The sequence below is a fragment of the Algoriphagus iocasae genome (genome assembly GCF_014206875.1).
Classification (GTDB): domain Bacteria; phylum Bacteroidota; class Bacteroidia; order Cytophagales; family Cyclobacteriaceae; genus Algoriphagus; species Algoriphagus iocasae.
Map to the genome: position 1 here is coordinate 112,537 of NZ_JACIJO010000001.1, position 24,663 is coordinate 137,199.

At 46.9% G+C, this 24,663-nt stretch carries 22 protein-coding genes; 4 read left to right on the plus strand and 18 right to left on the minus strand.

The window, feature by feature from the left end; genetic code table 11:
• Positions 1–22: 22 nt before the first annotated feature.
• From FHS59_RS00465 to FHS59_RS00485, 5 genes are read right to left on the minus strand one after another with little or no spacing between them, the layout of a single operon-like run.
• The gene (locus FHS59_RS00465) at positions 23–1,159 is read right to left on the minus strand and encodes a hypothetical protein (RefSeq protein ID WP_184492455.1); all 1,137 of its coding nucleotides are present in this window, start codon (positions 1,157–1,159) and stop codon (positions 23–25) included.
• Complete coding sequence (locus FHS59_RS00470; protein ID WP_184492456.1) at positions 1,159–1,527, minus strand: hypothetical protein; 369 nt, start codon at positions 1,525–1,527, stop codon at positions 1,159–1,161. The genes FHS59_RS00465 and FHS59_RS00470 overlap by 1 nt, the downstream gene beginning before the upstream one ends.
• An 11-nt stretch (positions 1,528–1,538) precedes the next feature.
• Complete coding sequence (locus tag FHS59_RS00475) at positions 1,539–3,968, minus strand: hypothetical protein (RefSeq protein WP_184492457.1); 2,430 nt, start codon at positions 3,966–3,968, stop codon at positions 1,539–1,541.
• 4 nt (positions 3,969–3,972) lie between these two features.
• A complete protein-coding gene (locus tag FHS59_RS00480; RefSeq protein ID WP_184492458.1) occupies positions 3,973–4,896 on the minus strand; it encodes a PD-(D/E)XK nuclease family protein in 924 nt (307 codons plus the stop codon).
• 2 nt (positions 4,897–4,898) lie between these two features.
• Complete coding sequence (locus FHS59_RS00485) at positions 4,899–5,243, minus strand: helix-turn-helix domain-containing protein (RefSeq protein ID WP_184492459.1); 345 nt, start codon at positions 5,241–5,243, stop codon at positions 4,899–4,901.
• Positions 5,244–5,415: 172 nt separating this feature from the next.
• Between FHS59_RS00485 and FHS59_RS00490 the strand changes: the two genes are divergently transcribed.
• The 4 genes from FHS59_RS00490 (at position 5,416) to mobC (ending at position 9,394) form a co-directional block, all read left to right on the plus strand.
• Complete coding sequence (locus FHS59_RS00490) at positions 5,416–5,631, plus strand: hypothetical protein (RefSeq protein ID WP_184492460.1); 216 nt, start codon at positions 5,416–5,418, stop codon at positions 5,629–5,631.
• A gap of 216 nt (positions 5,632–5,847) precedes the next feature.
• Complete coding sequence (locus FHS59_RS00495; RefSeq protein WP_184492461.1) at positions 5,848–6,207, plus strand: plasmid mobilization protein; 360 nt, start codon at positions 5,848–5,850, stop codon at positions 6,205–6,207.
• A 3-nt stretch (positions 6,208–6,210) separates the two neighbouring features.
• Complete coding sequence (locus tag FHS59_RS00500) at positions 6,211–7,404, plus strand: relaxase/mobilization nuclease domain-containing protein (RefSeq protein WP_317168126.1); 1,194 nt, start codon at positions 6,211–6,213, stop codon at positions 7,402–7,404.
• Positions 7,355–9,394 (plus strand): conjugal transfer protein MobC, encoded by a 2,040-nt coding sequence (gene mobC / locus FHS59_RS00505; RefSeq protein ID WP_449355363.1) that lies wholly within the window; start codon positions 7,355–7,357, stop codon positions 9,392–9,394. Before FHS59_RS00500 ends, mobC begins: the two co-directional genes overlap by 50 nt.
• Before the next feature lie 52 nt (positions 9,395–9,446).
• Here mobC and FHS59_RS00510 read toward each other — a convergent pair whose 3' ends face one another.
• The 13 genes from FHS59_RS00510 to FHS59_RS00570 are packed head-to-tail and all read right to left on the minus strand — an operon-like array spanning position 9,447 to position 24,662.
• Positions 9,447–10,187 (minus strand): hypothetical protein, encoded by a 741-nt coding sequence (locus tag FHS59_RS00510; protein ID WP_246388247.1) that lies wholly within the window; start codon positions 10,185–10,187, stop codon positions 9,447–9,449.
• Positions 10,187–11,029, minus strand: coding sequence for a DUF4138 domain-containing protein (locus FHS59_RS00515; RefSeq protein ID WP_184492463.1), 843 nt, complete (start codon positions 11,027–11,029; stop codon positions 10,187–10,189). Before FHS59_RS00515 ends, FHS59_RS00510 begins: the two co-directional genes overlap by 1 nt.
• 20 nt (positions 11,030–11,049) lie before the next feature.
• Positions 11,050–12,273: a conjugative transposon protein TraM gene (gene traM, locus FHS59_RS00520; protein ID WP_184492464.1), complete on the minus strand. Its 1,224-nt coding sequence runs from the start codon at positions 12,271–12,273 to the stop codon at positions 11,050–11,052.
• Positions 12,257–12,541, minus strand: a complete 285-nt coding sequence (locus tag FHS59_RS00525; RefSeq protein WP_221444417.1) for a hypothetical protein — start codon at positions 12,539–12,541, stop codon at positions 12,257–12,259. The genes traM and FHS59_RS00525 overlap by 17 nt, the downstream gene beginning before the upstream one ends.
• A 2-nt stretch (positions 12,542–12,543) precedes the next feature.
• Positions 12,544–13,161, minus strand: a complete 618-nt coding sequence (gene traK / locus FHS59_RS00530; RefSeq protein WP_184492466.1) for a conjugative transposon protein TraK — start codon at positions 13,159–13,161, stop codon at positions 12,544–12,546.
• 5 nt (positions 13,162–13,166) lie between these two features.
• On the minus strand, positions 13,167–14,144 hold the full coding sequence (traJ, locus tag FHS59_RS00535) for a conjugative transposon protein TraJ (protein WP_184492467.1): 978 nt from the start codon (positions 14,142–14,144) through the stop codon (positions 13,167–13,169).
• Between the two features lies 1 nt (position 14,145).
• Positions 14,146–14,796, minus strand: a complete 651-nt coding sequence (locus FHS59_RS00540) for a TerB family tellurite resistance protein (RefSeq protein WP_184492468.1) — start codon at positions 14,794–14,796, stop codon at positions 14,146–14,148.
• A complete protein-coding gene (locus FHS59_RS00545; RefSeq protein ID WP_184492469.1) occupies positions 14,783–15,433 on the minus strand; it encodes a hypothetical protein in 651 nt (216 codons plus the stop codon). Before FHS59_RS00545 ends, FHS59_RS00540 begins: the two co-directional genes overlap by 14 nt.
• Positions 15,417–16,109, minus strand: a complete 693-nt coding sequence (locus FHS59_RS00550) for a conjugal transfer protein TraI (protein ID WP_184492470.1) — start codon at positions 16,107–16,109, stop codon at positions 15,417–15,419. Before FHS59_RS00550 ends, FHS59_RS00545 begins: the two co-directional genes overlap by 17 nt.
• Positions 16,106–18,547: a TraG family conjugative transposon ATPase gene (locus tag FHS59_RS00555; protein WP_184492471.1), complete on the minus strand. Its 2,442-nt coding sequence runs from the start codon at positions 18,545–18,547 to the stop codon at positions 16,106–16,108. Before FHS59_RS00555 ends, FHS59_RS00550 begins: the two co-directional genes overlap by 4 nt.
• Position 18,548: 1 nt before the next feature.
• Positions 18,549–18,866 carry a DUF4133 domain-containing protein gene (locus tag FHS59_RS00560; protein WP_184492472.1) on the minus strand — a complete coding sequence of 106 codons (318 nt, stop codon included), beginning with the start codon at positions 18,864–18,866 and terminating at the stop codon, positions 18,549–18,551.
• A complete protein-coding gene (locus FHS59_RS00565) occupies positions 18,863–24,235 on the minus strand; it encodes an N-6 DNA methylase (RefSeq protein WP_184492473.1) in 5,373 nt (1,790 codons plus the stop codon). The genes FHS59_RS00560 and FHS59_RS00565 overlap by 4 nt, the downstream gene beginning before the upstream one ends.
• On the minus strand, positions 24,225–24,662 hold the full coding sequence (locus FHS59_RS00570; RefSeq protein WP_184492474.1) for a hypothetical protein: 438 nt from the start codon (positions 24,660–24,662) through the stop codon (positions 24,225–24,227). The genes FHS59_RS00565 and FHS59_RS00570 overlap by 11 nt, the downstream gene beginning before the upstream one ends.
• Position 24,663: the final 1 nt, after the last annotated feature.

Below are 24,663 nucleotides of genomic sequence, written 5' to 3' on the forward strand. Positions count from 1 at the left end.
CATTTCTTTGTGATTTCTCCTGCTAAACGGCTCTTTTGAGCAACTTCACCATTTTTTGTTCCTCAACTGTAAAGCCACCTGGATTTTTCCAGAATTCATGCCAGGCACTGTTCAAGGTATCTATTACCAATGTTTCCGGGTTGTCCGAAGCTATTTTACATCCTAAGACTTGGATTCCCTCAAGTGAGTAGGTTGCGGCATTTTGTAAAAATTGATCCGGTAATGCAATATGATACTCTGTTTCCGGAGTCACATCAAGAACTTTTATAAAACTATTCCATTCCTTTTCGATAACCTTTTTCTCTTGGGAAAACCCTGTTAAATCAAGAGCATGGAACATCGCTTGCATTCTGGCTCCAGCCGGTGGGTGAGAGGTTTTCTGAAAATATGGAATTCCAAACAGGTTCCAATCCATTTTTGCGCACATATGAAGATTGCTCCAGACAAATGCCGGCCCCAGCGTATATGTGGCAAACAAGTCACAGAAAAACTCCTCTGACCAGCTTTCTATCCAGCTGTCACGCCACACATAGAATGACTGTATCTGGTTGTTTTCACCGAATTTATTTAAACTTAATCTGGTGATCTCCTGGTTGAAATATTTTTTTATATCCCTGTTAAGTTTGCCCATACTGATCCTCAAGGGCTCTGTTGTGGGATTGTCTACTGATATTAGCGGATGGCATAACTCATGGTATAAATCAGGGAGATGTAGTAAGAAATCAGCCTCCAATAAAGGCATGCACATGAAATTGTAGTAAGGAAATATCTGGTAATAATGTTGGGATAAACAAGACACTACCGGAGGCTGAACAGGATACTCAATTTCTGAACAAACTTTTCTAACCAACTTATTTACATACTCATCATCATCGTGTTTTCTACTTATGGCTGCCACAATAATGTTTTCCAGAACGTGCAACTCACTCAGGATAGATTTAAATTTTCCAAATTTTTCCTTTAGATTCTGTGGTTGGGAATAGTCCTGATCATAAAGCAAGTCTGCAAGCCTTTCAATCATCAAATCAATTTCAACCGTAGCTTTCGAAATGAGAGGGTCAAAATACAAACTGGAATCCTTAGCTCTGGGAAACTTACTTTTGAGCACTCTGGACTTTTGAATGCTCTCCAATATAGCAGCGTCAACATAGTCCTTCATTACCCTTTGCTCATTTTAGCCAAGGCATGAGAATATTCATTATCCAATGCATTGACCACGTGGTTTAATTTCCTGGAAAGTGATTCATATTTTTTTTGATTGATATCTGAGGTAATGCTATTAAAAAATTTCGATTTCGGGAAATTCTTTTTCCTTAACTCAGCTTCAATAATGACACTTAAAACCTGTATTCGGGGGTCAATGTTATCCTCATCCTTAAGTTTTTCAAACAAAATCTTTACTTCCTGGTATTTTTCTTGTGATACCTCAGTGGAATCATTTTTTATCGAAATGATAAAATCATTGAGTATTCCGAGGTATTTACTTGTCAGATGATAAATATTTGCATTCAATCCTATATCGCTCATGTTTATAAGGGCTAATGGTTAAGGGATTTTAATAAACTGGCTTTTTGCGTATTGTATTCGCTTCCCAAAAGATTAATTCTTCGGTCAGTCATTTTAATGGTGACAGGATTACGGGAGCAATCATCAGGTTTGGTATATGCAAGATGAGATAAAAAGTATATGTCCTCTAAAATTTCTTTAAATGGCATAGTGCCGGAGACATATTTTACATATAAAGGTTTGGAGGTTCCTGTTTTTTTAAATTCTCTTCCTGTGGTACATACATAGCCCTCTTTCTCGTTAAGCAAGGTATATGTGCCCATCATGGGGTTAAGTACTTTACCATTGTCCTTGTTTTCCTTCCAGATGTTGAAAGTTCCCATAACCTCAAAAAGGCGAAAAGGTACTTTGGAATTTTTTGGTATTTCAATTATCGTGTACGAGGCATCAGTAGGTAAAACTTCAGTTTTAATCAAGAAGTTAATAGCACTTTCTATTCCTTCCTTTTCGGTCTGAAAAACTCGGCCATCCCTGTGAAAGGTAATTTTCCGGATAGGTTCACTCGAAAACTCAGCGAATTTGGAGATGTTTTCTACCAATATTCTATTAACCTGATCCTGAGAAAGCTTCTCTTTGTTTTGAGATTTATCCCAGGCTGGTAAGATATTCTTAGAAAATTTATCTACAAATGTAAAGCCGGCAATATGTTGTTTAACATCAATACCTATTACCAAATCCGAATGGAGCGGAGTGGAAAGAATAAAGGGCCATCTCTCATTATTCAAAAGAACCTGGTTGACCGCCACTCCAAAAAGGTAGCCCTGGTATAATCTTTCAAATTTTTTGTTTGCCACCCTTTTAATATAATACTTAATTTCTCCATTTATTTCCTCATGCCCATAACACGTTTCAAGTATTCTGGTATGCATGATGCTGGCCCTTATATTATATTCGTTTAAACTTTCCGAAACAACCATTGCCGCAGTTTCATCGTGCATTTTTTTGTTCTTTTCCAAATGACCTGGTAAAATGACAACGGCATAACCGCCACGCATCAAGTCCGCCTTTTTCCCCAGCTTGGAAATGATTTCTAAGCCAATTTCCAGTGGATTGGTTTTGTTCCGGTTGTCGTAGGGAATAAGGATGGGATTCCATCCTTCAGTTGTCGGATGCATGGTATTGACTTGCTTTTTCAAGTCTTTTATGAAATATTTTTCATTCCCGAAGCTATTGAATATAGTTTCCGGTATGAGCATATATTGTCTTTCAAAAGGGGAGTTGGTATAAAAACCCACTTTGGAGGATAATAATAGTTTCTTTCTTTCAATCCCCAGTTTATCCTTTGCAACTCGGATATTAGCCTTGCTTGCCGGACTACTTCCTAAAATGATGTCATTTTTAAACTGCAGGTCAGGGTATTCAAAGATCCCCAGATCCGGACTTAGCGGGTTTAAAGAAATCTGGATAATCGTATCTCCGTGTTTTAACTTACTTAGGTGCCTTGATACAACAGTCCTGCTATATTTTCTTCTGAAATAAGGTGGAATTATAGATTCTCTGTGTAGCATGCTTACTTCTCTGTCACCTGTGTCATATGTAGCATAACACATGGCCGCTACAGCTCCTTTTGGCTGCTTCTCATTGTTCCTATATATCAACACGGATGCACTATCCGGTATTTTGGCCAAATGTGGAGGCATACTTCCATTGTAAGCATTTCGAATATCCTCTAACAATGTTACTGAACCCGATTCTCTCTTAAAACGATATTTGGAAATACCTAACTGACTGAGTTCATCAGGTTTTATTTCAAACCAGCTTTTTCCATATCGGTAAACCAGCCTTCTTTTTTGTCTTTTAAGCCTATTGAATTCTTCATTCGACATATGTGTGTTTAATGGAAACTTGGACATGTATTTTTTGGTTATATCCACACAAATGCCATAACCACCAGAAGGCAGGGCAACCACTCTGGGAATAAATCCATTGTAAATCGCTACATCTTTTGAGCCTGCATCCCTGACTGGTTCCCGGTTATAAAATGCGTCTCCTGATCGGGGTTGCCATAGCCGTAGGTCTTTTCTTATTTCACCTGAAAGATCAAATTGTAAAAACCGTAATATGATTTCTTGTTCGGTAGGATCCTGACTTTGGAAATCAACAAATCGAACCTCATTTGTATCTTTAAAATAAACATAATCACCATACTTAGCTTCCAGACCATCTTCAGGTAAAGCTTCAAGTATTTTAGCTTCGTCTTTCACCACTAAAAAAGGAGTATTGTTGCGGTGAATAATAATCACAGGATGTTTTAAAGAAAAGGCGAGTCGTTTAGTGATATATTGAATATTTATATCATAATCGTCTCCCGTACTATTCAACCCTATTACTTCCAGAAGTCTGTAATGGGCTGATAAGGCCGAAAGGTTCTCAATGGGGAAGATGTTACTTTCGTTCATCATATTATTAAGATTTGCAAATTGGTTTAAAAGAACAGTTTCCACAGACTGAAGGGTCAGTTGTGGTAGGGAAGTCTTCTGGCGTACTTTCACTGAATTTTTTATTTGCACCAAGACGGTACATTCTCAAAAGACCTGTAGCAATTTCAGCTTCCGTACTATTAATATCATCGTCAGAAACCTGGTAATCTCGGATTTCATCAGTTAGCAGCTGAAATTCCGTTAAGCTATAATCCAATACCTCGTATTTGCCTAAGTCACTTGGAAAATCTTTGTGAGGGTTTACCTTACTCAATGAAAAAGCATAAGCCAATAACTGTTCCTGATAAGTTTTGGTCGCAAAAGTGTGCACCTTCCAATCGAAAATATGAGGTGGTTCATCCTGAAAAAAGCAGATTAAATCGGGTCTGGCAACTACCCGGAATTTGCTGAAAGGAAGAGAGATAGTCCTTTGAGTTAGCCATTGACTTGCGGTCCGTAAATGCTCTATCAAATCTTCACGTTTCACGAAATTCGTGAGGGCCTGGTGTATATCGTTTCGCACTCTTTTTAGCTCGCTTTCTTTTACCCCATTTCCATTGTCAAAATCAATAATCGCTGAAACCTGGCCGTAATCCGAGAACGTTATATTGGGGGTCCGATACATCCTGTTTCTGGCAAAATCTAATTTTTCTTCAAACTTTCGGTTTGCAACCCATATTAAAGCGTCTTCATAAAGGCCTTCTTTCTTCCTGATTTTATTGATCGCAACCTGGCTAATGACTTCGTCAACGATATCGCCCCTCCATGCATCCAGGGTTTTTAACTTTGAAAGAATGGTCACTTCTCTGCGAAAAGGATCTTTTGCCGAGCTATGGGCCACAATATTTTTGTAGTACCATTGCCGGTGGCATTTAAGAAATTGCCTATATCCAGAGTATGACCAATTCATCACTATTGTTTTCTGTTTCTAATGAATTTCAGGTATTGAAGAAGTTCAACTTCCTCTTCATTGGTGATCTCTCCAAGTTTGTTTTTTGCAACATTTGAAACACTTTGCTCCTGAAGAGGCCTGTCACCTTTTGGAACAGGATACCCTACTTTTTCCATCAACATCTGGTAAGATACCTTATAAAACTGGGCAAGTTTATATAGAGTATTAGGAGAAGGTTGTTTGACCTTCCCTGATTCTAATTGACTTAAGTATGCATTCGACACTTCTGTCTGTCGTTCTACCTCTCTTAATGTTAGCCCCTTTGACTCTCTAAGTGCTTTAAAGTAGTGACCATATCTATCCATGCTTGAAATTTCTGATTTTGCTAAATATTGCAAGCAAACATAGAAAGCTTTGCTTGGTATTGCAAGCAATTTTTGTGATTTCTTTTAAATTCTAATCCACCTTCGGGTTTCAGTGTGACCATTCCAGTCCGCACTTCCACACTTTTGAGCTTCATCAAAAACGAATACCGTTATGGATCAAGAAGCTCAGCATCTCAGTTTTTCAAGAAATGTACCACCCACATTAGAGCAGGTAAAAGCCTATTTCAATTTTCTTCATGTACCGGTTTCTGAAGCCGAAGTTTTCTATTTCTATTTCCAGGCCATGGACTGGCGAAATGAAACAGGCACCCCCATCCGCGATTGGGTGATGACCGCAGATGACTGGGTGTGGAACCTGGAAAACTGACCCCTTCCAACAGGCATCCATCTGCTTCAATGCTGCAAACAAAACCCTCTGCCTGAGCAGGCAATACCATTGCGCCATGGCAATGAGCAAGATGTAGGATTGTGCCACAATCCGATCTTGCCCACCGCTGCCACAGTGGCGGTGGGGGATAAAATTCTCCGAAGTCGCATTTTATAATCCTTTAGGCTCATAACAAAAACAGAAACCCATAAACCAATGTGGCTCACCATCCGAATTACGCCACAACAGGACCAGCATCTTAAATCCCTGCTGGACAAAGCCTCCTATTGCCAGACGGTAAGTGAGCTGGTACGGGACATGCTTTTCAAAAGAAAACTCACCTTAAACCACCGCAATGAATCCCTGGAAAAACTGCGGATGGAACTGGGGCAGCTGCGCAGCGAACTCAACCGCATAGGCGTGAACATCAACCAGATCACACACTACTTTCACCTGAAGGCAGATCCCAAAGAACGGCTTTTCTTTGTACGGGAAATACTCCCTCATTTAGACCGGGCCCAACAAAAAATGACCCTTATCCACGAGGTGATTGAAAACCTGAAAATTGAACCCTGATTGGTGGCGAAGATCATTACCGGTAAGTCCATCGCAGGAGCGGTCCGCTACAACGAACAAAAGGTGGGAGCGGGCAAAGCCACCCTTTTGGACATGAAGGGCTTTGTGAAAAAAGGATTATCCACCGCAGAAAAAATCCGGGTATTTAAAGATTTGCAGGAACTCAACCGCAGGACCAAAACCAATACGGTGCACATTTCCCTGAACTTTTCCCCAAAGGATAAGCCGGATAGAGAAAAGCTTTTGAAAATAGCGGCTGATTATATGAAAGGCATCGGCTTTGAAAAGCAACCCTATTTACTGTATCGGCATTTCGATGCGGCACATCCCCATGTGCATATCGTCACCACGAACATTGACGAAAACGGGAAACGCATCGAAACCCATAACCTGGGCAGGATATTGTCCGAAAAGGCACGCAGGGAAATTGAAAAGCGGTACCAGTTGATCAAAGCCGGGGAGCAAAAAAAGGAAAAGATCCCCCTGATCCGTCCCCTGAAACAGGCGCATTACGGAAAGACAGAAACCAAAGCAGCCATTTCCAATATCGTAAGAGAAGTGACCCGAACCTATCACTTTGCCTCCCTGCCGGAGCTGAATGCAGTACTCGGCTTGTTCCGGGTGAACGCCTATAGGGGAGAGCCGGAAAGCGATATGCACCGCAATAAAGGCTTGGTATACACCATCCTGGATGCCGATGGAAACAGGACCGGGGTTCCGGTCAAAGCCAGTTCCATTTATTCCGGACCCACACTGGCACGCCTGGAAAAGCAATTTGAAAAGGGCAGGGTACAGCGTACCCCTTACCGGAAGGACCTTAAGGCATCCATACGCGAAACCATGGGCAACAGCACCTCCCGGGATGACCTTGTCGAAAAGCTCAAAAGCAAAGGCATCAGGCCCGTGTTTCGGATCAATGCGGAAGGCAGGCTGTATGGAGTGACCTATGTGGATCATGCCACCCGAAGTGTGTTCAATGGGTCAGCCCTTGGAAAGGAACTGTCCGCCAATGCGCTTGCGGCCCGGTTTTCCCCGCATTCAGCAGAACCTGAAAACAGGGAAAACACTTCTGAAAAAGTACTTCAGCCTCAGGTACCGGAGAGTAAGATCACCCTGAACACCTTCCAGGGTGAAGACCCTACGCCTTATGAATTTCGGCAGAAGAAAAAACGGAAACGAAAAAAACGCCACCTCTAAAACCCCAAAAATGCAAACCGGAGAAAATATAGAAGGCTTACGGAAGATCATAGACCTGACCCGGAAAATCAGTATCGGCATGCTGTGCCTTCACGGGTACTACTATTGTTATCCTTCATTCAGGGAGTGGGGGATGACCCACGAGATAACAGACCGGCTGTTGATGCACATCAGGGATACCGGGCTGTTCACCCATTTTTATACCTCTAAACTTTTTGCTTTGGGGCTGCTGCTCATTTCCCTGATCGGGACAAAAGGCAAAAAAGAAGAAACCATTACCCTGGCACGTGTTCTATGGCCGCTTATCAGTGGAACGTTGTTATATGGCGGCAGCCCTTTGGTGTTTTACCTCCCTATGGGAGAACAGGAAAACAGCCTGCTTTACATGGGGATCACCGCACTGGGATACGCCCTTATCCTGATGGGAGGGGCCATGCTCGGGAGAATGCTTAAAAATCGCCTCAGCCAGGATGTGTTTAACCACCTGAACGAGACCTTTCCCCAGGAGGAACGCTTCCTGGAAAATGAATATTCCGTGAACCTTCCGGCCCGCTACAAACTAAAAAAGAAAGTCCGACACTCATGGATCAATATCATCAATCCCTTCCGGGCGCTGCTGGTGGCAGGGACACCCGGATCAGGAAAAAGTTATTTCGTCATCCGCCACGTCATCACCCAGCATATCAGGAAAGGCTTTTCCATGTTTGTCTATGACTTCAAGTACGATGACCTTTCGCGCATAGCGTACAATACCCTGCAGCATCATGGTTCAGCATATGGGGTGAAGCCTGAATTCTATACGATCAATTTTGACCGCCTCTCCCATACCCATCGCTGCAACCCGCTGGAACCGGATTTAATGCTGGATATTACCGATGCCTCTGAAGCAGCACGGACGATTATGCTGGGGCTCAACCGGGAATGGATACGCAAACAGGGCGATTTCTTCGTGGAAAGCCCGATCAACTTTTTAACAGCCATTATCTGGTTTTTAAAAAAACACAGGCATGGGAAATACTGTACCCTTCCCCATGTGATCGAACTGATGCAGGTGGATTATGAGAAGCTTTTCACGGTGCTCCGTACAGAACCCGAAATAGAAGTTCTGATCAACCCCTTCGTTTCCGCCCTGGTCAAGAAAGCATTTGACCAGCTGGAAGGGCAGGTGGCCAGCGCCAAAATTACCATGGCCCGGCTTTCTTCACCGCAGCTGTATTATGTCCTTTCAGAAAGTGAATTCACCCTGGATTTGAATAACCCTAAGGCCCCTAAAATCATTTGCATGGGCAACAACCCGCAAAAGCAACAGGTGTATGGGGCGGTATTGTCCCTGTACATTTCACGTATCGTCAAGCTGGTCAACCAAAAAGGAAAACTCAAGTCCAGTCTCATATTCGATGAGTTTCCCACGATCTATTTCAATGGGATTGATAACCTGATTGCCACGGCACGATCCAATAAAGTAGCTACCTGCCTGGGGGTACAGGACTACAGCCAGCTTAAGAAAGACTACGGCAGGGAACAGGCCGAAGTGATCATGAATACGGTGGGGAATTTCATCAGCGGTCAGGTGTTGGGCGATACCGCCAAACAACTCTCCGAACGCTTCGGAAGGATTGTCCAGGACCGGGAAAGCATTTCCATAAACAGTTCAGAAACCTCCGTGTCAAAATCCACCCAGCTGGACCAGGCGGTCCCGCCTTCCACCATAGCCTCGCTTTCGTCCGGTGCGTTTGTGGGAATGGTGGCTGATACGCCAGATCAAAAGATAGCCCTGAAAGCTTTTCACGCAGAAATCCTCAATGACCATGATGCCTTAAAAAAGGAGGAGGAAAACTACCGTCAAATCCCGAAAGTCAGGGACATCACCCAGGAAGAAGTGGAGCAGAATTACCGGAGGATAAAAACAGAAGTAGCCGAGATCGTCCGTATGGAAATGGAACGTGTCTTTGATACCCCCGGACTGGGACATCTGATCATCAGAGGTTAATACCAGAAAAAAAAGACCCGGCTCAATGCCGGGCCTGTTGTACCTCAATTGTTTACATGCCTTTATACTTTCTGGCCCGGGTCCTTTTTTGCGCTTTGGCAGGTTTCTTTTGCGCTTTGGAATCCTGATCCTGCTTTGCAGACAATCCCTCTGCAGCCAGGCGTTTTCCCGATGCATCATACAGGTTCAGAGACTTGAACCTGGGGTTGGCTTCCAGGTGAAACCGGCCTTCCCTGTCTTCCAGTTCCACGCTGTGAAGATTGCCCTTTTTAAGGCTATAGAACAAAAGGTCCTTTTGATCGGGATTTTCTATAGAAGCAATGGGCAGTTTGGTCACCTCCTTTTCCAGGTCAAATCCATAGTTCTGGTGGTATTGCTTTACAGGGTGCTGCCCCTTATCATCTTTCTGGCGCAAATCCAGTTGCAGCCAGGCATTGTAACGTTCCCCCTCCCTGTTGAACAGGCTCTTGAAAACGGCCCTGCCTTCCAGCAGGTTGAAAGCTTCCTTGGCAGAAATACCCTGGTTATGGTAAAAGCGCTGCGACAGCTCCCGCCCATCAGCATGGGTAAGAGTGGCATCAAAACCATTGTAGAAATACCTGCCTTCTTCAGATTTTCTAAAGTGCAGGTGATAGTCCAGCTTTTTATTGTCAGGATCTTTGGTGAGGTGTAATTCAATTTCACTTTTCCCGGATTTAACCTGTTTTTCCAGTTCCTGGTGAAGCGATTCCCCAAAGCCGGAATATTTCAGGCGATCCTGTAAGTCTTCGATATTTTGTTTTACAGTCATCATCAGTCTTGTTTAGGTTGAGGAAGGACAATCGGATCGGCCTTCAATATCTTTTTTTCCCGGATAGCCAGCATGGAATGGCGGTCCCCGTTTTTCTCAAAACAGCGGATTTCGAAAATCTTGGCATCGGAAATGGTAAAGCCGGAAAAGGCAAACACCACGATGGCACCGGATTTACCACCCACACCTTGAGCAGTCTTGCGGGCGACAGGTTCCAGGGGAACCCGTCTTACCGCAGTTCGTCTGGACTGCTTTTTATCCCGGATGAAGAACTCCCATTTTTCGGTCAGGAAATCTATATTACTATTGTTTTCCACCGCCAGCTGAAAGAATAATACCCCTTCATGCTGAAAAACCTGCCCGGTTCCCAACCTTACTTTGCCTTGTCTTTTGCCCCATTTGATAGCCCCGGGTTCCCGGCTGGCAGCTTCCCCGACAAAATCTGCTACTTCGCCAGGAGTAAGGCCTGTACCCTTTAGTTTGACCGTGGTATGTTCCGCATTTTTTTGCTCCGCCATTTTTATAGGACGGGCATCGGGGTAGTTGGTATAGCTGACCGTAAAAGGATACAGCTCTTTATCTACGGTCATCACGTACATGCTGGTAGAAGGAAAATACCTTTCCCCGGCTTTTAATTTCAGGATATGGGGTGCCTCAGGGTCTTTCTCAGCCAGGATAGCCCCATTCCCGAAATCCGCACTGACCACCGCTGCAGGGAATATCAGTACGGTGGTTTTGTTCCACCCGATGCCAAGGGGATATGTTTTTACCCGCGCCTGTTGGGCGAACTGGGCATGGCAAATCTGGGATAGCCCGAGAGCTATCAGAATCATGAAGGTTTTCATACAATTGAATTTAGTGGTTATTACCTGTGAATAGATTGATCCGTCAACAGCAGGGGATGCCCTGCTTTGACATGCACCCGGATCAGTTTGGCTTTTTTGGAAAAAATGCCTTTTACCGTTTCCAGCCCGGCCATAGAGGCCTGCGCCTCCCAGGAGCCGGACATGGACATCTTATTTAAAGACTGCACCCCGTCTCCCGCTCCCTGTTTGACAGCATCCCGCGTAATGGTATTGGGAATCCGTATACCCGGCAGGGCATCCAGGCCAGTTACGGTAAGATCCACGGGAATGATCAGGTTGTCTGAGCGGATGGCCTCCACCTGGATATGAAGGCGCTCCCCGTTTAAACGGCAAACACCCGTTACCGGAGTGCCTGCCGGGAACTCCACACCTTTGATATAAACCGTTTGGGAGAGCTCCATACGGATAGAGGCACCACTTACAATTTCCTGATCCACCGTCACACGGGCCGGAATGGCTGGCCTTATATCCGAAAATGGGGCTGTATCCTTCTTTTCCAGGGAATAGAACCGGTTTTGAGGTTTTGGTGCATGGCGAACCTCCTGCTCCGTGCTTTCTTCAGGGGAGAGGCTTACCTCAAAAGCCTTGGAGCTTAGAAGTTCCGCTTCCTGATTTAAGCGCTGCTGCACACGTCCGGGATGCTGCACATCGAGCAATTTATCCAGCATCTGATCAATTTTTTCCATTTCAGGGTCCTCTGCCGGGGCCATTACAGCCGACATCATAGACTCCAGATGTTGCAGTTCAGGATCGGGTGCTATTGCTGTTCCGGGTTCCCCTTCAGGAATTGTTGCTTCCCGGGTCACCGTCAGCGGTTCTTCGGAGGGTTGTAGTAATGCTTCCAGATCGGATAATTTTTCCGAAACCGCATTTTCAGTTTCCATAAGGGTGCTTTTTCTTTCCAGCCCCGCCAGCACGTGTTCCGTAGTGTCCGCCTGGGGCCCTGTAACACGGGCAAAGGGGTCCATTCGCATTTGCTCCCTCTTTTGGGCGGCCCTTCTCTCCGAGCGTTCATAAGAGGCCAGCTTGTCCGGGGCCAGGGAGTCTACTTGGGCTTCGGGAAGGGAGATGTTGAGGCCTCCGGGCTGTTTTTGAGGCAAATCCGAAGTGCCTTTTCCGCCTCCCAGTGCCCAGAAGGCCAGGCATAGGAAGGGGAGGGTCAATAGTGGTAATGCCAGCAGGAATTTCCGCTCTCTTTTCTGTTTTTCAGTGATCTGTTTCATAGGGTAGTGTATGTAGTGGATTATAAATAGTGGAATCAGCATAGGGAAGAACAGGCTCTTCTAAGGGAAGTGGCATCCTTTCATTTGTTCCGGCAAGCCCCCGGTAGAGGATGACGCAGGAAGCTATCGTACATAAAGCCAGTAAGACTACAACAGCTCCTTTTTTTGAGCTTTCTGAAAGGCTGTTCAGCCATGTAGCCATGGCCTTTATCGGTGAGAGGCCACCCGAAAGCACTGCTGTTTTCGGGTTGGTGGAGGAGTCGGACATACTCATCGCTTTTCCGATTTGAGGGTTTCATTGGAAATCGTTTCCCAGTTTTCAACCAGGAACCCATGCGGGTTCTGGTCAGAACGATCAATGTGGCGCAATTGCCCCGATGTTACCAGCCTTCGGGTGACAATCGAGGTGGAGCGGATGACCTTCTGCTTTCCGAAATAGCGGAACCCGTAAGGATAGGAATCCAGTGAAATATGGATGCTGTCCATCTGAACCGTCTGGTTCATATTTGCCGAAACCATATCCGTATAATAGCCCCGTTCCCTTAAATTGTCGTAGACCTTTTTGGCAGAGCCATCCGCCAGATAGAGGCTTTTGGTGATCTGGTCCCGAATAAAATGTTCATCAGGACTTAAGGTAAAGAAGTAATGATGGAACATTTTGACATGGTCCCGGGCTTCGACAGGAATATTTTCTTTTTTTTCCGATGAAAAAGCCTCCAAAGCCTTTCCCTGTGAAAGAATATAAATACGCTCCTGGGCTGTTTCAATGGCCCGTATTGCCATAATTCCCATATAAGCCGAAAAGAGCATGGACAGGACAACAGAGGCAAAAGAAAGGTATTTGACATGGCGGAATGCCGTGTCCAGATTTTTCAGGTTCTCAAACATAGAAATCAGTGTTTTAGCATTTGTGATACGGCACTGCCACCTGCCGCAGCGGCTTTGGTGCTTTGATTTAAAAGGCCATCCCTGCCTCCGGGCTGAACAATAAAACCTGCCACATTGGGAACGGTGATGTACCCTATAATGGCGATGACCATAAAGACCAGGTACCCCAGGGAACTGCTGAAGTCCCCGTCCAGCACCATCATATTGAGCTGAATTTTGGCAATGATCGCCCCGAAGATATTGGCGATGGGAAGCCAGAGGGACACATTGATATAGCGGGCAAACCAGGCGGACAGCGTATGCTGAAACCCATCAAAGACCGACAAGCCAAAGACCAGGGGCCCCAGGATCGAGAGGACCACCAGCTGAAAGGTTCGGATGGTATTAATGCAGAGGGCAGCAGCAAAAAACAGCACCTGCAGGAGCTCGGAAACCATCTTATTGAGGATGGCCTTTAAGTTAAAGACAAAGACTTCATTGGCCAGCCTTTCAAAGATGCCCATTTCCTGTAGGTTTTCCGGGTATTCAGGCGATCCGTCTTCATGGATCCGGTTCAGGTAAGGTTCCAGGTCTTCCGCTTCCATTTCAGCAATATGCCGGGCAATGGCCTGGTTACTTCCTTCCACCATCCCTGCGGTGGCTTTGACAATAGGGGACATGGCACCATTGATGAGCGACAGCACCTGTGGAAATACCATAATGGCCAGCCCAATAGCAAAGGGACGCAGCAGGGGATACATATCGATGGGTTCCGAACGGGCCAGGTGTCCCCAGACCCGGTACCCGATATACCAGATCGCAGCAAAGCCGGCCAGGGCTCTGGCGACTGTAATCAACTGACCGGCCAGCGGGATCATGTCATCATACAGCCCGGACAACACCTCGTGCAGGCTTTCCACACTGCCGGAAATCGTCTGGGCATGCGTGGCCGGTATGGCAAGTCCCATGAAAAGGAGGGTAAAGAGGATGGTTTGCTTTTTCATGTTATGGTTTTTTTTCAGTTAGTTTCAGGACAGCCCTTTTTTCGTCTTTTAAGCGTTGCCTTTGCCTCTGCAGGGTTCCGATCTCTGTATTTAAGCTGCGCAGGGAGATCAGTAAGCCTGAAATTTCATCGTGCAGCCTGTCGATGGCTTCCAGCCTTTCAAAGTCAGACATCCGCAGTTCTCCGGCAGTCAGGATCATGGCCAGCTCATCGAGGTTGCGCAGGGAAGCTTTGAAAAACCCGGAATAGCGTTCTTCCAGGACATCCAGTTCTTCACCGGAAAAGTCCCCGGAGGCCCTGACCTGGTTATAGGTGGCCCGGTATTCATTGATGATGTACTGCTGGTAGCGTATGATCTCTGCCACGCGGTAATAGCTGCGTACCTCGGGGCTTACCTGAAGCAGCCCGTCCAGGAAGGCCTCGTGCAGCCTGAAGTTTCCTTCTGCTATATTTTTGACCCGGTTGTAGCCGTTGCTCAGGATCGTATACCCCTGGTACATATTGTCCAGGATCTTTTTTAGCTGCACCAGTTTTTCATAGTTCAGCATCAATTGAGTGGCCTCATATTGCTGGGCGCTGCTGCTTCCCGGCAGGCATAACCCAAGAGAAAGCAGTAGGGCAAAAAGCAGTGTTTTTAAGTTACCTGATTCCATAAAGTGTGTTGATTACATGTTGTTCCCGGGTTTTTCGCTCCCGGTTTTGATCCACCAGCCTTAGCCGGAGGTAACAGGCTTTAATGGCCTGGTACAAAGCTTCCATTTCCCGCAGGTATACCTCAAGAGCCGCCATACGCTGGGCATCCTCCATCTGGTAGGTACCAGGGGAGAGCACGGCATGACATTCCCCCAGGACATGCTCTGATTTGATGATGATGGTGCGGACAAACTGTTGTACTGCGGTTTGTTCCCTTTGATCCAGCTGTTTGCTTTGTCCCGGCAGGCTATTTATCCATGAGGCTACCCTTGTGATCCGGCTGTAAGTGTCTGCAATGGCTTTTACATTAGGGTCCTTTTTCACCAGGGGATGTACCATCTCAAGCGAAGAGAAATAATCCCGGTGCTGTCCAAAGGCACCATTGCGGATGTCGCCCGCCAATTTCCAGCCGGTCTGCACGATGGCATACCCTTTTTCAGCCACCCGAAGGTAGGCCTGCAGGGCCACGATCTGGTGCATTTTATAGGCCGTCTGCAACTCCTTCTGGTTGGTCCATTCCTGTGGTGTCTGTGCATGTACCGGGGTGAGAAGTGGCATCAAGATCAAAGCGATCAGGGTTTTAGTGGTCCAGGTCATAGTGCTGTTTTAAAGGGTCCGAAAAAGGTGAATGCCTCGAGGAGATCAGGCGGTAGTTCCGGGCATTGAAAGCCCGGAGGTCATGGAGGTTTCCCCGGATGCGCTTTTCGGCCTGATGTAAGGCCCTCAGGCGATCTGCATCGTTCATTTGAACCGTAAAAGATGTCATGATCCCGGTGAGGTGATCCAGGTTTTCCAGTGACGCTTCCAGGATGTGCTGGTAAGTGTTGCTGATCATTTGTTTTTCTTCAGCCAGTAGTAAAGGAGAGTTCTGTATGACCTCCCATGCCTTCCGGTATTCTGTGACCAGCTGCGCCTGCATATCCGCTATATCCCGTACCCGCTGAAACCGGGAAATGAGGCTTTTGACCTTCCAGAGTTCCTGGAAAAGGGCATCGTATTGCTGGCGCTGCTTTTCACTCCAGTCAGAAATCTCCCTGAGTTTGAGTTCGCTGAGTTTGTTCTCCAATACCTTCTGGGCGTTCTGGAGCCAGATGGTTCTGTTCTGCAGGCGTTGCACTTTCAGGTCAATGGCCTGGATCACTTTTTTGATGGCTTCTTTGATCACTTTAATAATCACAGCTATAGGTACCGCCCTGGCATTTTGGTGCGGTAATACCGTAAAGCCAATCGTTAAGGGGATCACCAGGGTGATGATTCTATTTTTGATTTTCATGAAAGGGTTGATTTACGTTCTTCTGCGAGTACCCTGATCGCCTGTTTGCGGTCTTTGAATGTGGCCGCGAGTTTTTCGACTTTCAGTTTTTCCGTTTCTTCAGTGGTGTAGGTGAGGTACTCCTCGGGGCTGACTTCCACCCGGTACACCTTTTTATAAATGCTGATATAGACTTCCTTGTAATTCCGGCCCGGCTCCTTTGCCTTGTTCATGGAAAGGATGATCGCCTTTTCATGGTCTGTCAATCCCAGCAACGCCTGGATGTCCCTGAATTTGTTCTGGTATTTGCGCTGATCCATCAGGATTTTGACATCCGCATTATTGATAATGGCGTTTTTGACAACAGGGCTGGAAATAATATCCTCTACTTCCTGGGTGACCACAATGGCCTCCCCGAAGAATTTCCGCACCGTCTTAAAGAGGTATTTGATGTATTCCGCCATGCCTTCTTTGGCAATCGCTTTCCAGGCTTCCTCGATCAGGATGATCTTTCGGATGCCTTTGAGCTTTCGCATTTTGGAAATGAAAATTTCCATGATCATCAGGGTGACCACCGGGAATAGAATCGGGTGATCCTTGATGTTGTCGAGTTCAAAGACAATGAAGCGCTGGTGGAGCAGGTCCAGGTTTTCGGTAGCATTGAGCAGGTAGTCAAATTCACCGCCCTTGTAATAGGGACGGAGCACATACATAAAATTGTCCACATCAAAATCCCGGTCCCTGACCCCGTCCTTTTTCAGGGTTTCCCTGAATTTGGTGTCCAGGAATTCATAAAAGGTGTCAAAGCAGGGAAAGGTGTCCGGCTGGCTGTCCAGCAAATCAAAGTAACCACCCAGGGCATTGGAAAGCGCCACGTATTCTGAGCGCCTGAAGGTCTCATCTTCCTTTTTCCAAAGGGCATAAAGCAGGGTCTTCAGGCTTTCCTTTTTTTCGGTATCCGGACGCTTCCTGCCCTCGATGAAAAAGGGGTTAAAACGGATGGGGTCATTTTCTTCATAAGTGAAGTAATAGCCATTCACCAGATCGCACAGCCCCCGGTACGAATGGCCCACATCCACTAAAACAATGTGGGTGCCCTGCTCATAATAGGAGCGCATCAGGTGATTGGTCAAAAAGGACTTTCCCGATCCCGAGGGACCCAGCACAAATTTGTTGCGGTTGGTGATCAGCCCGCGGCTCATGGGCTCATCAGAAAGGTCCACATGAACCGGGTAGCCGGTGATCCGGTCTCCCAGGCGGATGCCCACCGGGCTGCGGGAAGTACGGTAATGGGTTTCCGTATTGAAAAAGCAGGTGGCCTGCGCCACAAAGGTGTCGAAGGTTTCATTCACCGGGAAGGCCGCCTGGTTGCCGGGCAGTCCTGCCCAGAAAATCTGGGGCGCACCCACGGTCTCCTGCCGGGGAACCACATTCATTTTGGCCAGGGCTCCTGAAGTCAGGCTGCGTAGCTGTCCCAGGGCTTCTTTTTGGTCGGTCCAGACCATCACATTAAAATGGGCTTTGACAGCCTTTCGCCCTGAGGAAATAGCCTCATTCAAGAAGGCAGCAGTAGCATCCCGCGCAATGGCATTCTCCCTGCTGTAGCTGGAAAGCGATTCCAGCCGGAGCCTTTTGGACTCCAGTTCCTTTAATTTCTTCTGGTGATCTTCAATGAAGATGAACTGGTTGTAGATGTGATTGCAGGGAAGGAGCCCGCAAACTGGTGTGGCAAAACCGACAGGGAATTCCGATTGGTCTGTCCCGTACGGCTCATAGCGCACCCGGGGACTGACGCTTGAGGGAAGATTCTCCACATCACCCATGGTATATAGCTGGACGTATTTGTTGCCGATCTTCCATTCCGGTTTAAACTCAATGTCCTGCAATACCAGGGTATCATCCAGGCTCAGGTATTCTTCCAGCAGTCCTTTTCTGAGCGTTGAACCGGCTATTTCATCCCCTGTTAAGGGACGCATTCCGATACCTGCATCGGCAAGGATCTGTCGCAGCTGCCCCAGTACATTTTTGAAATCCTCCCTGATCGTGGGGGCTATATGTTCCTCAGGGATTAAAGATTTACGAAGCAGGTTCGACACGGCAGCGTTCCCGAGCTTGCTGCCTTTCGGCCTTTTGGTAACAAAGAGCCGGCACCGGTGCTCCAGATGGGGACGTCCTTCAAAGAAACGTTCGCTGGCAAGGGAGTGAAAAGAGTGGTCTTTCCCGGCATAGGTTCCCCGGAATGCTTTGGATGTAAACCAATCCTGCTTATGGAGTACCGTTTGGCCGGGGAGCACACCAATGGCCTTATTCCAGGCAGCATGCATGGCCTGAAAACCGGAAGGGTTGAGCGAAAAGATCTCAGGAAGCTCCACGGCATAGGTGGCCGTAATATCTCCCTGCCGGGAGAGGATCATATCCTGCTCTATTTTGTAAATGGGAAACACCTGGCTTATATCCATATCAATGTTTGTTTAAACGGGTAAAGATTTTTCTGCTGCGGATCAAAAGGTGTGGGGGCACCTGCTTCTGTGCGAGTTTTTTCATCATCCCATACTCCCCATAGACCGCATTGAGATGAAAAACGAAGAGGAAACCGGAGGTCCCCAGGACAATCCCGATCCCCAGGCAGAGGTACATGGAGATCCCGATGGCATAGGCCACACCAAAGGCAATGAGGGTCAACACCAGCACTGCGGCCAGGTAGCCAATATACTGGGCCTTCAAACCTTTAAATTCGATGGGTTTGTTGATACCCTTGTTTATAGTGTAGGAGTTCATATGGCTTTTCCTGATATATAAGTGGATAGAGAAGGGGAGGCCTGCTGCGCTGCTTCTTTTTCAGGGGGCTGCACAGCCTCCCTCAGACTTTGGGTTTTTTGCAGCTTATTATTGATTTGCTGATCCAGCTTTCGGATTGATTTTCGCAATTCTTCCAGGAGCTTTTCTTTCGGGAAGGACCTCAAAGCCAGCCCTGAAAGCTGCTTTTTCTCTTTTAGGAGCTCCTGCCCCTTTTTTTGGTGCTTTTCTAAGAGTTTAGGAATGCGCGAAAGGGCACTCATAAAATGCCGGGCCGCAAACTCCGGGTCGGGATTGGGAATCCCGTTACTGATAGAATACCTGATTTTTCCATGGGGAGACAGGGCGTAGAAATGATTGGAGGTTTCATACTGAAGCCGCTTTTCTACGGCCCAGGCCGTGGTTTTTTGCTCGATGAAGAGATCAAAGCCATATAGTTTACCTATGGATTTTGATTCCCCGGATGGGGCGGGGTTAAAGGCTTTGTGAAGCTCCAGGATAAACCTGCCCATTTCCGCATCAGGGCTTCCCTTATATCCGGTAAGTACAGTTTGGTTTACCTTTTTTCCGTTTTCGTGCCGCTCGGATTCCTTCAGCAGGACTGCGTCTTTTTTCAGGATGTCAATGATCCCTGAATTTGATTGAAGGTTTTTCTCAACCATCCCCAGCTTGCGTTGAATCCTTAGCTGTTCTGATTGAAACAGCCTTTTGCTGGACGCTAACACCGCCACCTTTTTATCCAGTTTTGATCGTTCTAACAGGGTGGTATCCCCGCTGAGGATCGCAATATATTCTGCGAAGTTCATTCCTGAGTTTTCGTCCATAGCCCCCTCATCAATGGTCCGGGTGGACATGGAGGCATTTTTGATCTGACTGATAAAGGTTTGTTTGTTCTTTAAAAGGTTGAATTTGTAATTGTCCAGGGACTGCTCGGTGGCATAAATAAAAGAGATGATGCGATTGTCGAATTGCTCTTTAGCCAGCCAGTTTCCCTGCCGGGCACCACGGCCGTTTCGCTGTTCCAGTTCCGAAGGCTTCCAGGGAATATCGATATGGTGCAGCGCCACCATCCGGGATTGCACGTTCAGCCCGGTTCCTGCTTTTGTGGTGGACCCCAGTAAGATGCGAATTTCACCATCCTGCATTTTGTCGAAGAGTTCGGGTCTTCTGCGATCCGTCCAGTTGTGGATGAAGGTAATTTCATGGGCAGGGATGCCGTGCTTTTGTACCAATACCTCCTTTAATGCTGTGTAGATATTCCATTGGTTGGACTTTGGCGTTCCGATGTCGGAGAAAACCAGTTGTGTGCCCTTAAATGGGGTGGACTTGCGATACATTTCGGAAACTTTAGAAGCGCAGGTATGTATTTTATTGCCCGGATGATCCTCATAGAGCTGCGGGTCTATCAGGCGCATGTCCGTGGCCATTTGTTTGGCATAATTGGTGGCGATGAGCATCCTGCCTTTGTCCTCTGATTCGGATAGAGGAGGCCTGCCGATCAGCGTGGCATCCCCTGATTTGGCAAATTCCATGAGGCGTTTGATAAAGTCCTGCTGTACCTTTGAAGGAGAAATATGGACCAGCTTTTCTTCCAGCCGGGGTTTGTCAAGCTGAATGTGATCTGCTGTTTTATAATCCGTAATCTCATTGTAGAGCATCGCCAGTTCCGGAACCTTGATAAAATGCCTGAAGCGTTCTTTGGCGATAATTTCATTGGTTACTGAAAATTCAAAATCCACCGACTTTTTGGCAAAGACAGCTGCCCAGGCATCAAAATTTTCAAGTTTTAACCGCTTGAGCTCATTCGGCCTGAGGTATTTGAAGATCAGGTACATTTCCGTCAGACTATTCGATATCGGGGTCCCCGATAAAAAAGTCACATTAAGATCAGACCGGAACCTGTCCTGAAGAGACCGCACAGCAAACAACATGTTCAATGCCTTTTGGCTCCCTTTGGTGTTTCCCAGTCCCGCCACATTCTTATGGCGCGTGGTAAAAGTGAGGTTCTTAAAGGCATGGGACTCATCCACAAACAAATGATCTATGCCTATGGATTCGAAATCCAGATTTTCATCTTTTTGATGATCCATCTGTTGTTTTATCTGAGCCAGGGTATTTATAAGGTTGTTCTTACGGATTTCAAGACCTTTTACCATGGCTTTGGAAATCCTTCCTCCCAACTCCCGGACGGTTTCCAGGTCCTTTTCCACATGAGAAAGCTCTTCCTGAAAGATCTGTTTTTGAATTTCCGGTGAATTGGGGATTTTCCGGAACTGGTCATGGGTCATAATGATACAGTCCCAATCATTGAAAGTCATTTCCCGGAAGAGTCGAAATCGATTCGAAGGCGTAAAATCTTTCATATTCGGGAAGAGTATCCTGGCTTGCGGATAAGCCAGCTGGTAGGTTCTGGCTATTTGTTGCACATTGCTTTTCAGGGCCAGAATAGCCGGTTTGCGCACCAGACCCAAACGCTTCATTTCGTGGCTGGCTACTACCATGGTCAGGGTTTTTCCCAGACCTACCTCATGATCAATGAGAGCACCTCTCTCCTGAATGATTCTCCAAACGGCACTTTTCTGGGAGGAATAAAGCCCTTTTATCCCCAGAGCCTTTACATCCAGCCCGGGAAAGGATAGATGACTGCCGTCATACTCCCGAAGGACTTTCGAATTGTAGATGTGGTTGTACTCCTTCTCCAGATGTTGCTTATCCTTAAGTGGCAGCCTGTTTAGCCATCCTGTAAATTCCTCCCGGATTTCCTCGATCTTTTCATGTGCCTGCTGAATCGCGGCATTATCCGCAATACGGATGGTTTTGCCGTGTGATTCAACTTCATAGGTGAAAAAAGGAGTGGTGTTTTCCAGCGCATGTTCCAGGATTTTATCCCCGTAGGTGGTGCGGCCATGTTTCGGGCTAACCGCATACTGGTTTTGGATCTTTGCATTTGAACCGGTCGTATTTACCTTAAACACATCCATTCCCTCAATCAAATGAACGCTGGTTTCCAGTTCGAATACCTCGCTGGCAAACCGGCTGTAATACGACATGGGGATCCATCGTTCCCCGAGGTTAAAATCCAGCAGTTCAAATGGGATGGGATCAGGCAAAACACCTTCCAGAGCACGGATCGACTTTGTTATTTCCTTCGCAAAGGGGTGGTTGTCAGGTAAGGCTCTCAAATCTTCCAGTTTGGACAGGACATCTCCTGATAAGAACCGGTCTTTGGTTTCCCACTGGTCATTTACAGCATTGAAATAGATATATCCATCCAGCTGCTCCATGAGCAGGTCCTTTGGCATGCCCGAAATTTTTTCCATGTATTTCAGGTCCACGCGGCCCAGGTTGTTTAAGGAAACAGCCAGCGCCTCGAAGTGGTCTTCGGGTTTAGGTTCTTCCTGTATACGTTCTCGTTGCGGGGTCACCAGGTCAGAAGCTTCAAAACCTTTTTCCGATCTTCTTTCCAATGAGGAGAGAACCGTCAGGGCGTGACTGTCTATAGCAAGGTGTTTTTTGTTCTGAGGATCATTGAGCCTTCCGTAAGCCTCAAAAAAGGATAGGTACTGATCCGTTAAAAGCTCCTTTTGGGTCTTGGACCCTTCCATTTGAAGCAAGGTGTCCCTGAGCTGGATATAGGATTTATAGAAACGGAGCCCCTGGGTAACGTGAATTTTGTTGAAATGCACAGGCTTTCCATGATCATCCGGTTTTAACACGCCCACCTCATTACGGAAAATATACAGCGCGTCCGGTTTCAGATAGCCCGGAACAGACTCCGGTTGTAGGGTTTCACCTGCCTTTAAGAGATCTTCAAAGGTGTCTCTGGCATCCAGTCTAAAACGGACCCCTAGCTTTTCTCCCTGTTCCAGGATCGATTTCACCTCCCTGCCCAGCAATGCTGCATCCATCCAGTTGATACTGGTTTCTATTTCTTTGACATTGGATACGGCTTTGTATAGAAATGCTTTTCCTGACTTTGTCCTGGCAGAGATCACCACCGCATGGTCGTGACCGGGAAAAGCCCCGCTTTGGATCACGGCATTTATCCGTGCTGATTCGGTCCGGATCAACTTCCTGTCCGGATCCGTGATGTATCGTAACGCCTGGTTTATTTCCCCCGCACTTCCCCCAAACAAACCCAGTTGAAATCCTTGCTCCTGTGTGGCTTCCTTTGGCGGGTCCAGCAGGGTCAAGGCAGGATGTAGTGAAGACAGGTTTTTTTCTAAATCCCGCTTCAATCGATCCAGCAGGGGATTTTCAAGTGCTGCCATATCTCCCTCCATCCGGTTTACCTCATGGGCCTTGCCATACTGATTGGTGCCGGCAGACCTTGTATCCCCCAGCCATAATTCAGGGGACGCTGCCAGGAAACGGTTGACCGGGTAGTCACCAAATGTATTGTGGCGCGTTACCGTTTCTAACAGCGCCTTTTCAGAAAGGCTGATCTCTTTTTTATGGTTGTTTTTCTGAAGGAGGATCAAATGTGTGGGTGCCTCCGTGTTCGCGGTTTCCTTCATCAGGTTATCAGGCATTACCGTTATGCTCAGCAGGTCGGAGTGTTCCAGAAGAAACTCCCGGACCGGTTTATTAGATGGCGCATCAAATACCGCGCGTGTGGCAACCAGGGCCAATACACCCCGATCCTTTAGCTTTTCCAGTGATTTTACCATGAAGTAATTATGGATTTTTGATAGGTACCTGGCGTCTACAGCGGGATCATGTATGTTGTAATTACCAAAGGGAATATTGCCGGCCACCAGGTCGAATTTTTCGCTTTCTGATTCGGAAGTCTCTTCAAGGCCTCTTATTTGAACTGTGAAATCTTCCAGTCCCTGGTAGGAGGCGACTGCCTGAAGTACCAGGCCTGTGAGATAGTCCTTTTCCACGGCCACCACCTTTTGAGCTGTGGGAACATGGGCTTTCAGGTCCATTAAGAATACCCCGGAGCCGGCACTCGGCTCATAAATGTTTTCGGGCTTGAAACCTGACTCTTCCAGAGCCCGGTAAATCGTGTGCGGGATCACTTCCGGGGTAAAAAAGGCGGATAGCGTACTTTGCTTGACTGAATGGACCGCTTTCGTATAATCTGCAGGGTCCAGCCGGGAATTCAGGAGCGCATGGAGCCTGTTTATTTCTTCGAATAGGGCAAAATCACTTTTGGATGCCCCCATTTTAGCCCATTCTTCCCGGGAAAGACCCAGGTAAAGAATGGCCTTGATCCCACCAAAGCCCGCATATTGCCTTACCAGGTCATAACCGTAGGTATTCAAAGACGAACCTTCCCTGAAATCCAAAGCCACTGTTATGGCATCGATATTCCGCTGAATGATTTGTTTTGGATTAAAGCCCATCAGCCCCCTTCTCCAAATATGCAGCGATCAGGCCGGTCAGGGCATTATAGAGCGGACTTCCGGCCTCGGGGTTAAAATCAAGTTCCTCAAAAGCATCCTTTACATAAGGCAGGATATTGAGTATTTCTTCCTTTAAAATGCCCAGGCTTCGCAAGGCTTCCGCTGTATCAGGAAACTGCTCTTCCAGAATTTCAGAAACCATCAGAAAGCGGGACGGTCCCCATTGCTCCCGCAGCCAATGGAGTCTATACCCTACGCGCTCATAAGCAGGCAATTGCCCGATAAAGGCTCCCTGTTCCGTCTCAAACCGTGTGAACAGCTTCTGTATCACAGCCTTCATCTCCGATTCCTTAAGATCTGAAATCCGGTCCGGATATTCTTCGTGAAGAAGTTGGGCTATTTCTGATGTTCTCTCTTTTTCCTTCATG

Bases quoted from the DNA above. Each gene is read 5' to 3' on its own strand.
- FHS59_RS00465 (WP_184492455.1), bottom strand. From the start codon at position 1,159: ATGAAGGACTATGTTGACGCTGCTATATTGGAGAGCATTCAAAAGTCC.
- FHS59_RS00470 (WP_184492456.1), bottom strand. From the start codon at position 1,527: ATGAGCGATATAGGATTGAATGCAAATATTTATCATCTGACAAGTAAA.
- FHS59_RS00475 (WP_184492457.1), bottom strand. From the start codon at position 3,968: ATGATGAACGAAAGTAACATCTTCCCCATTGAGAACCTTTCGGCCTTA.
- FHS59_RS00480 (WP_184492458.1), bottom strand. From the start codon at position 4,896: ATGAATTGGTCATACTCTGGATATAGGCAATTTCTTAAATGCCACCGG.
- FHS59_RS00485 (WP_184492459.1), bottom strand. From the start codon at position 5,243: ATGGATAGATATGGTCACTACTTTAAAGCACTTAGAGAGTCAAAGGGG.
- FHS59_RS00490 (WP_184492460.1), top strand. From the start codon at position 5,416: ATGGATCAAGAAGCTCAGCATCTCAGTTTTTCAAGAAATGTACCACCC.
- FHS59_RS00495 (WP_184492461.1), top strand. From the start codon at position 5,848: ATGTGGCTCACCATCCGAATTACGCCACAACAGGACCAGCATCTTAAA.
- mobC (WP_449355363.1), top strand. From the start codon at position 7,355: ATGAATTTCGGCAGAAGAAAAAACGGAAACGAAAAAAACGCCACCTCT.
- FHS59_RS00510 (WP_246388247.1), bottom strand. From the start codon at position 10,187: ATGATGACTGTAAAACAAAATATCGAAGACTTACAGGATCGCCTGAAA.
- FHS59_RS00515 (WP_184492463.1), bottom strand. From the start codon at position 11,029: ATGAAAACCTTCATGATTCTGATAGCTCTCGGGCTATCCCAGATTTGC.
- traM (WP_184492464.1), bottom strand. From the start codon at position 12,273: ATGAAACAGATCACTGAAAAACAGAAAAGAGAGCGGAAATTCCTGCTG.
- FHS59_RS00525 (WP_221444417.1), bottom strand. From the start codon at position 12,541: ATGTCCGACTCCTCCACCAACCCGAAAACAGCAGTGCTTTCGGGTGGC.
- traK (WP_184492466.1), bottom strand. From the start codon at position 13,161: ATGTTTGAGAACCTGAAAAATCTGGACACGGCATTCCGCCATGTCAAA.
- traJ (WP_184492467.1), bottom strand. From the start codon at position 14,144: ATGAAAAAGCAAACCATCCTCTTTACCCTCCTTTTCATGGGACTTGCC.
- FHS59_RS00540 (WP_184492468.1), bottom strand. From the start codon at position 14,796: ATGGAATCAGGTAACTTAAAAACACTGCTTTTTGCCCTACTGCTTTCT.
- FHS59_RS00545 (WP_184492469.1), bottom strand. From the start codon at position 15,433: ATGACCTGGACCACTAAAACCCTGATCGCTTTGATCTTGATGCCACTT.
- FHS59_RS00550 (WP_184492470.1), bottom strand. From the start codon at position 16,109: ATGAAAATCAAAAATAGAATCATCACCCTGGTGATCCCCTTAACGATT.
- FHS59_RS00555 (WP_184492471.1), bottom strand. From the start codon at position 18,547: ATGGATATAAGCCAGGTGTTTCCCATTTACAAAATAGAGCAGGATATG.
- FHS59_RS00560 (WP_184492472.1), bottom strand. From the start codon at position 18,866: ATGAACTCCTACACTATAAACAAGGGTATCAACAAACCCATCGAATTT.
- FHS59_RS00565 (WP_184492473.1), bottom strand. From the start codon at position 24,235: ATGGGCTTTAATCCAAAACAAATCATTCAGCGGAATATCGATGCCATA.
- FHS59_RS00570 (WP_184492474.1), bottom strand. From the start codon at position 24,662: ATGAAGGAAAAAGAGAGAACATCAGAAATAGCCCAACTTCTTCACGAA.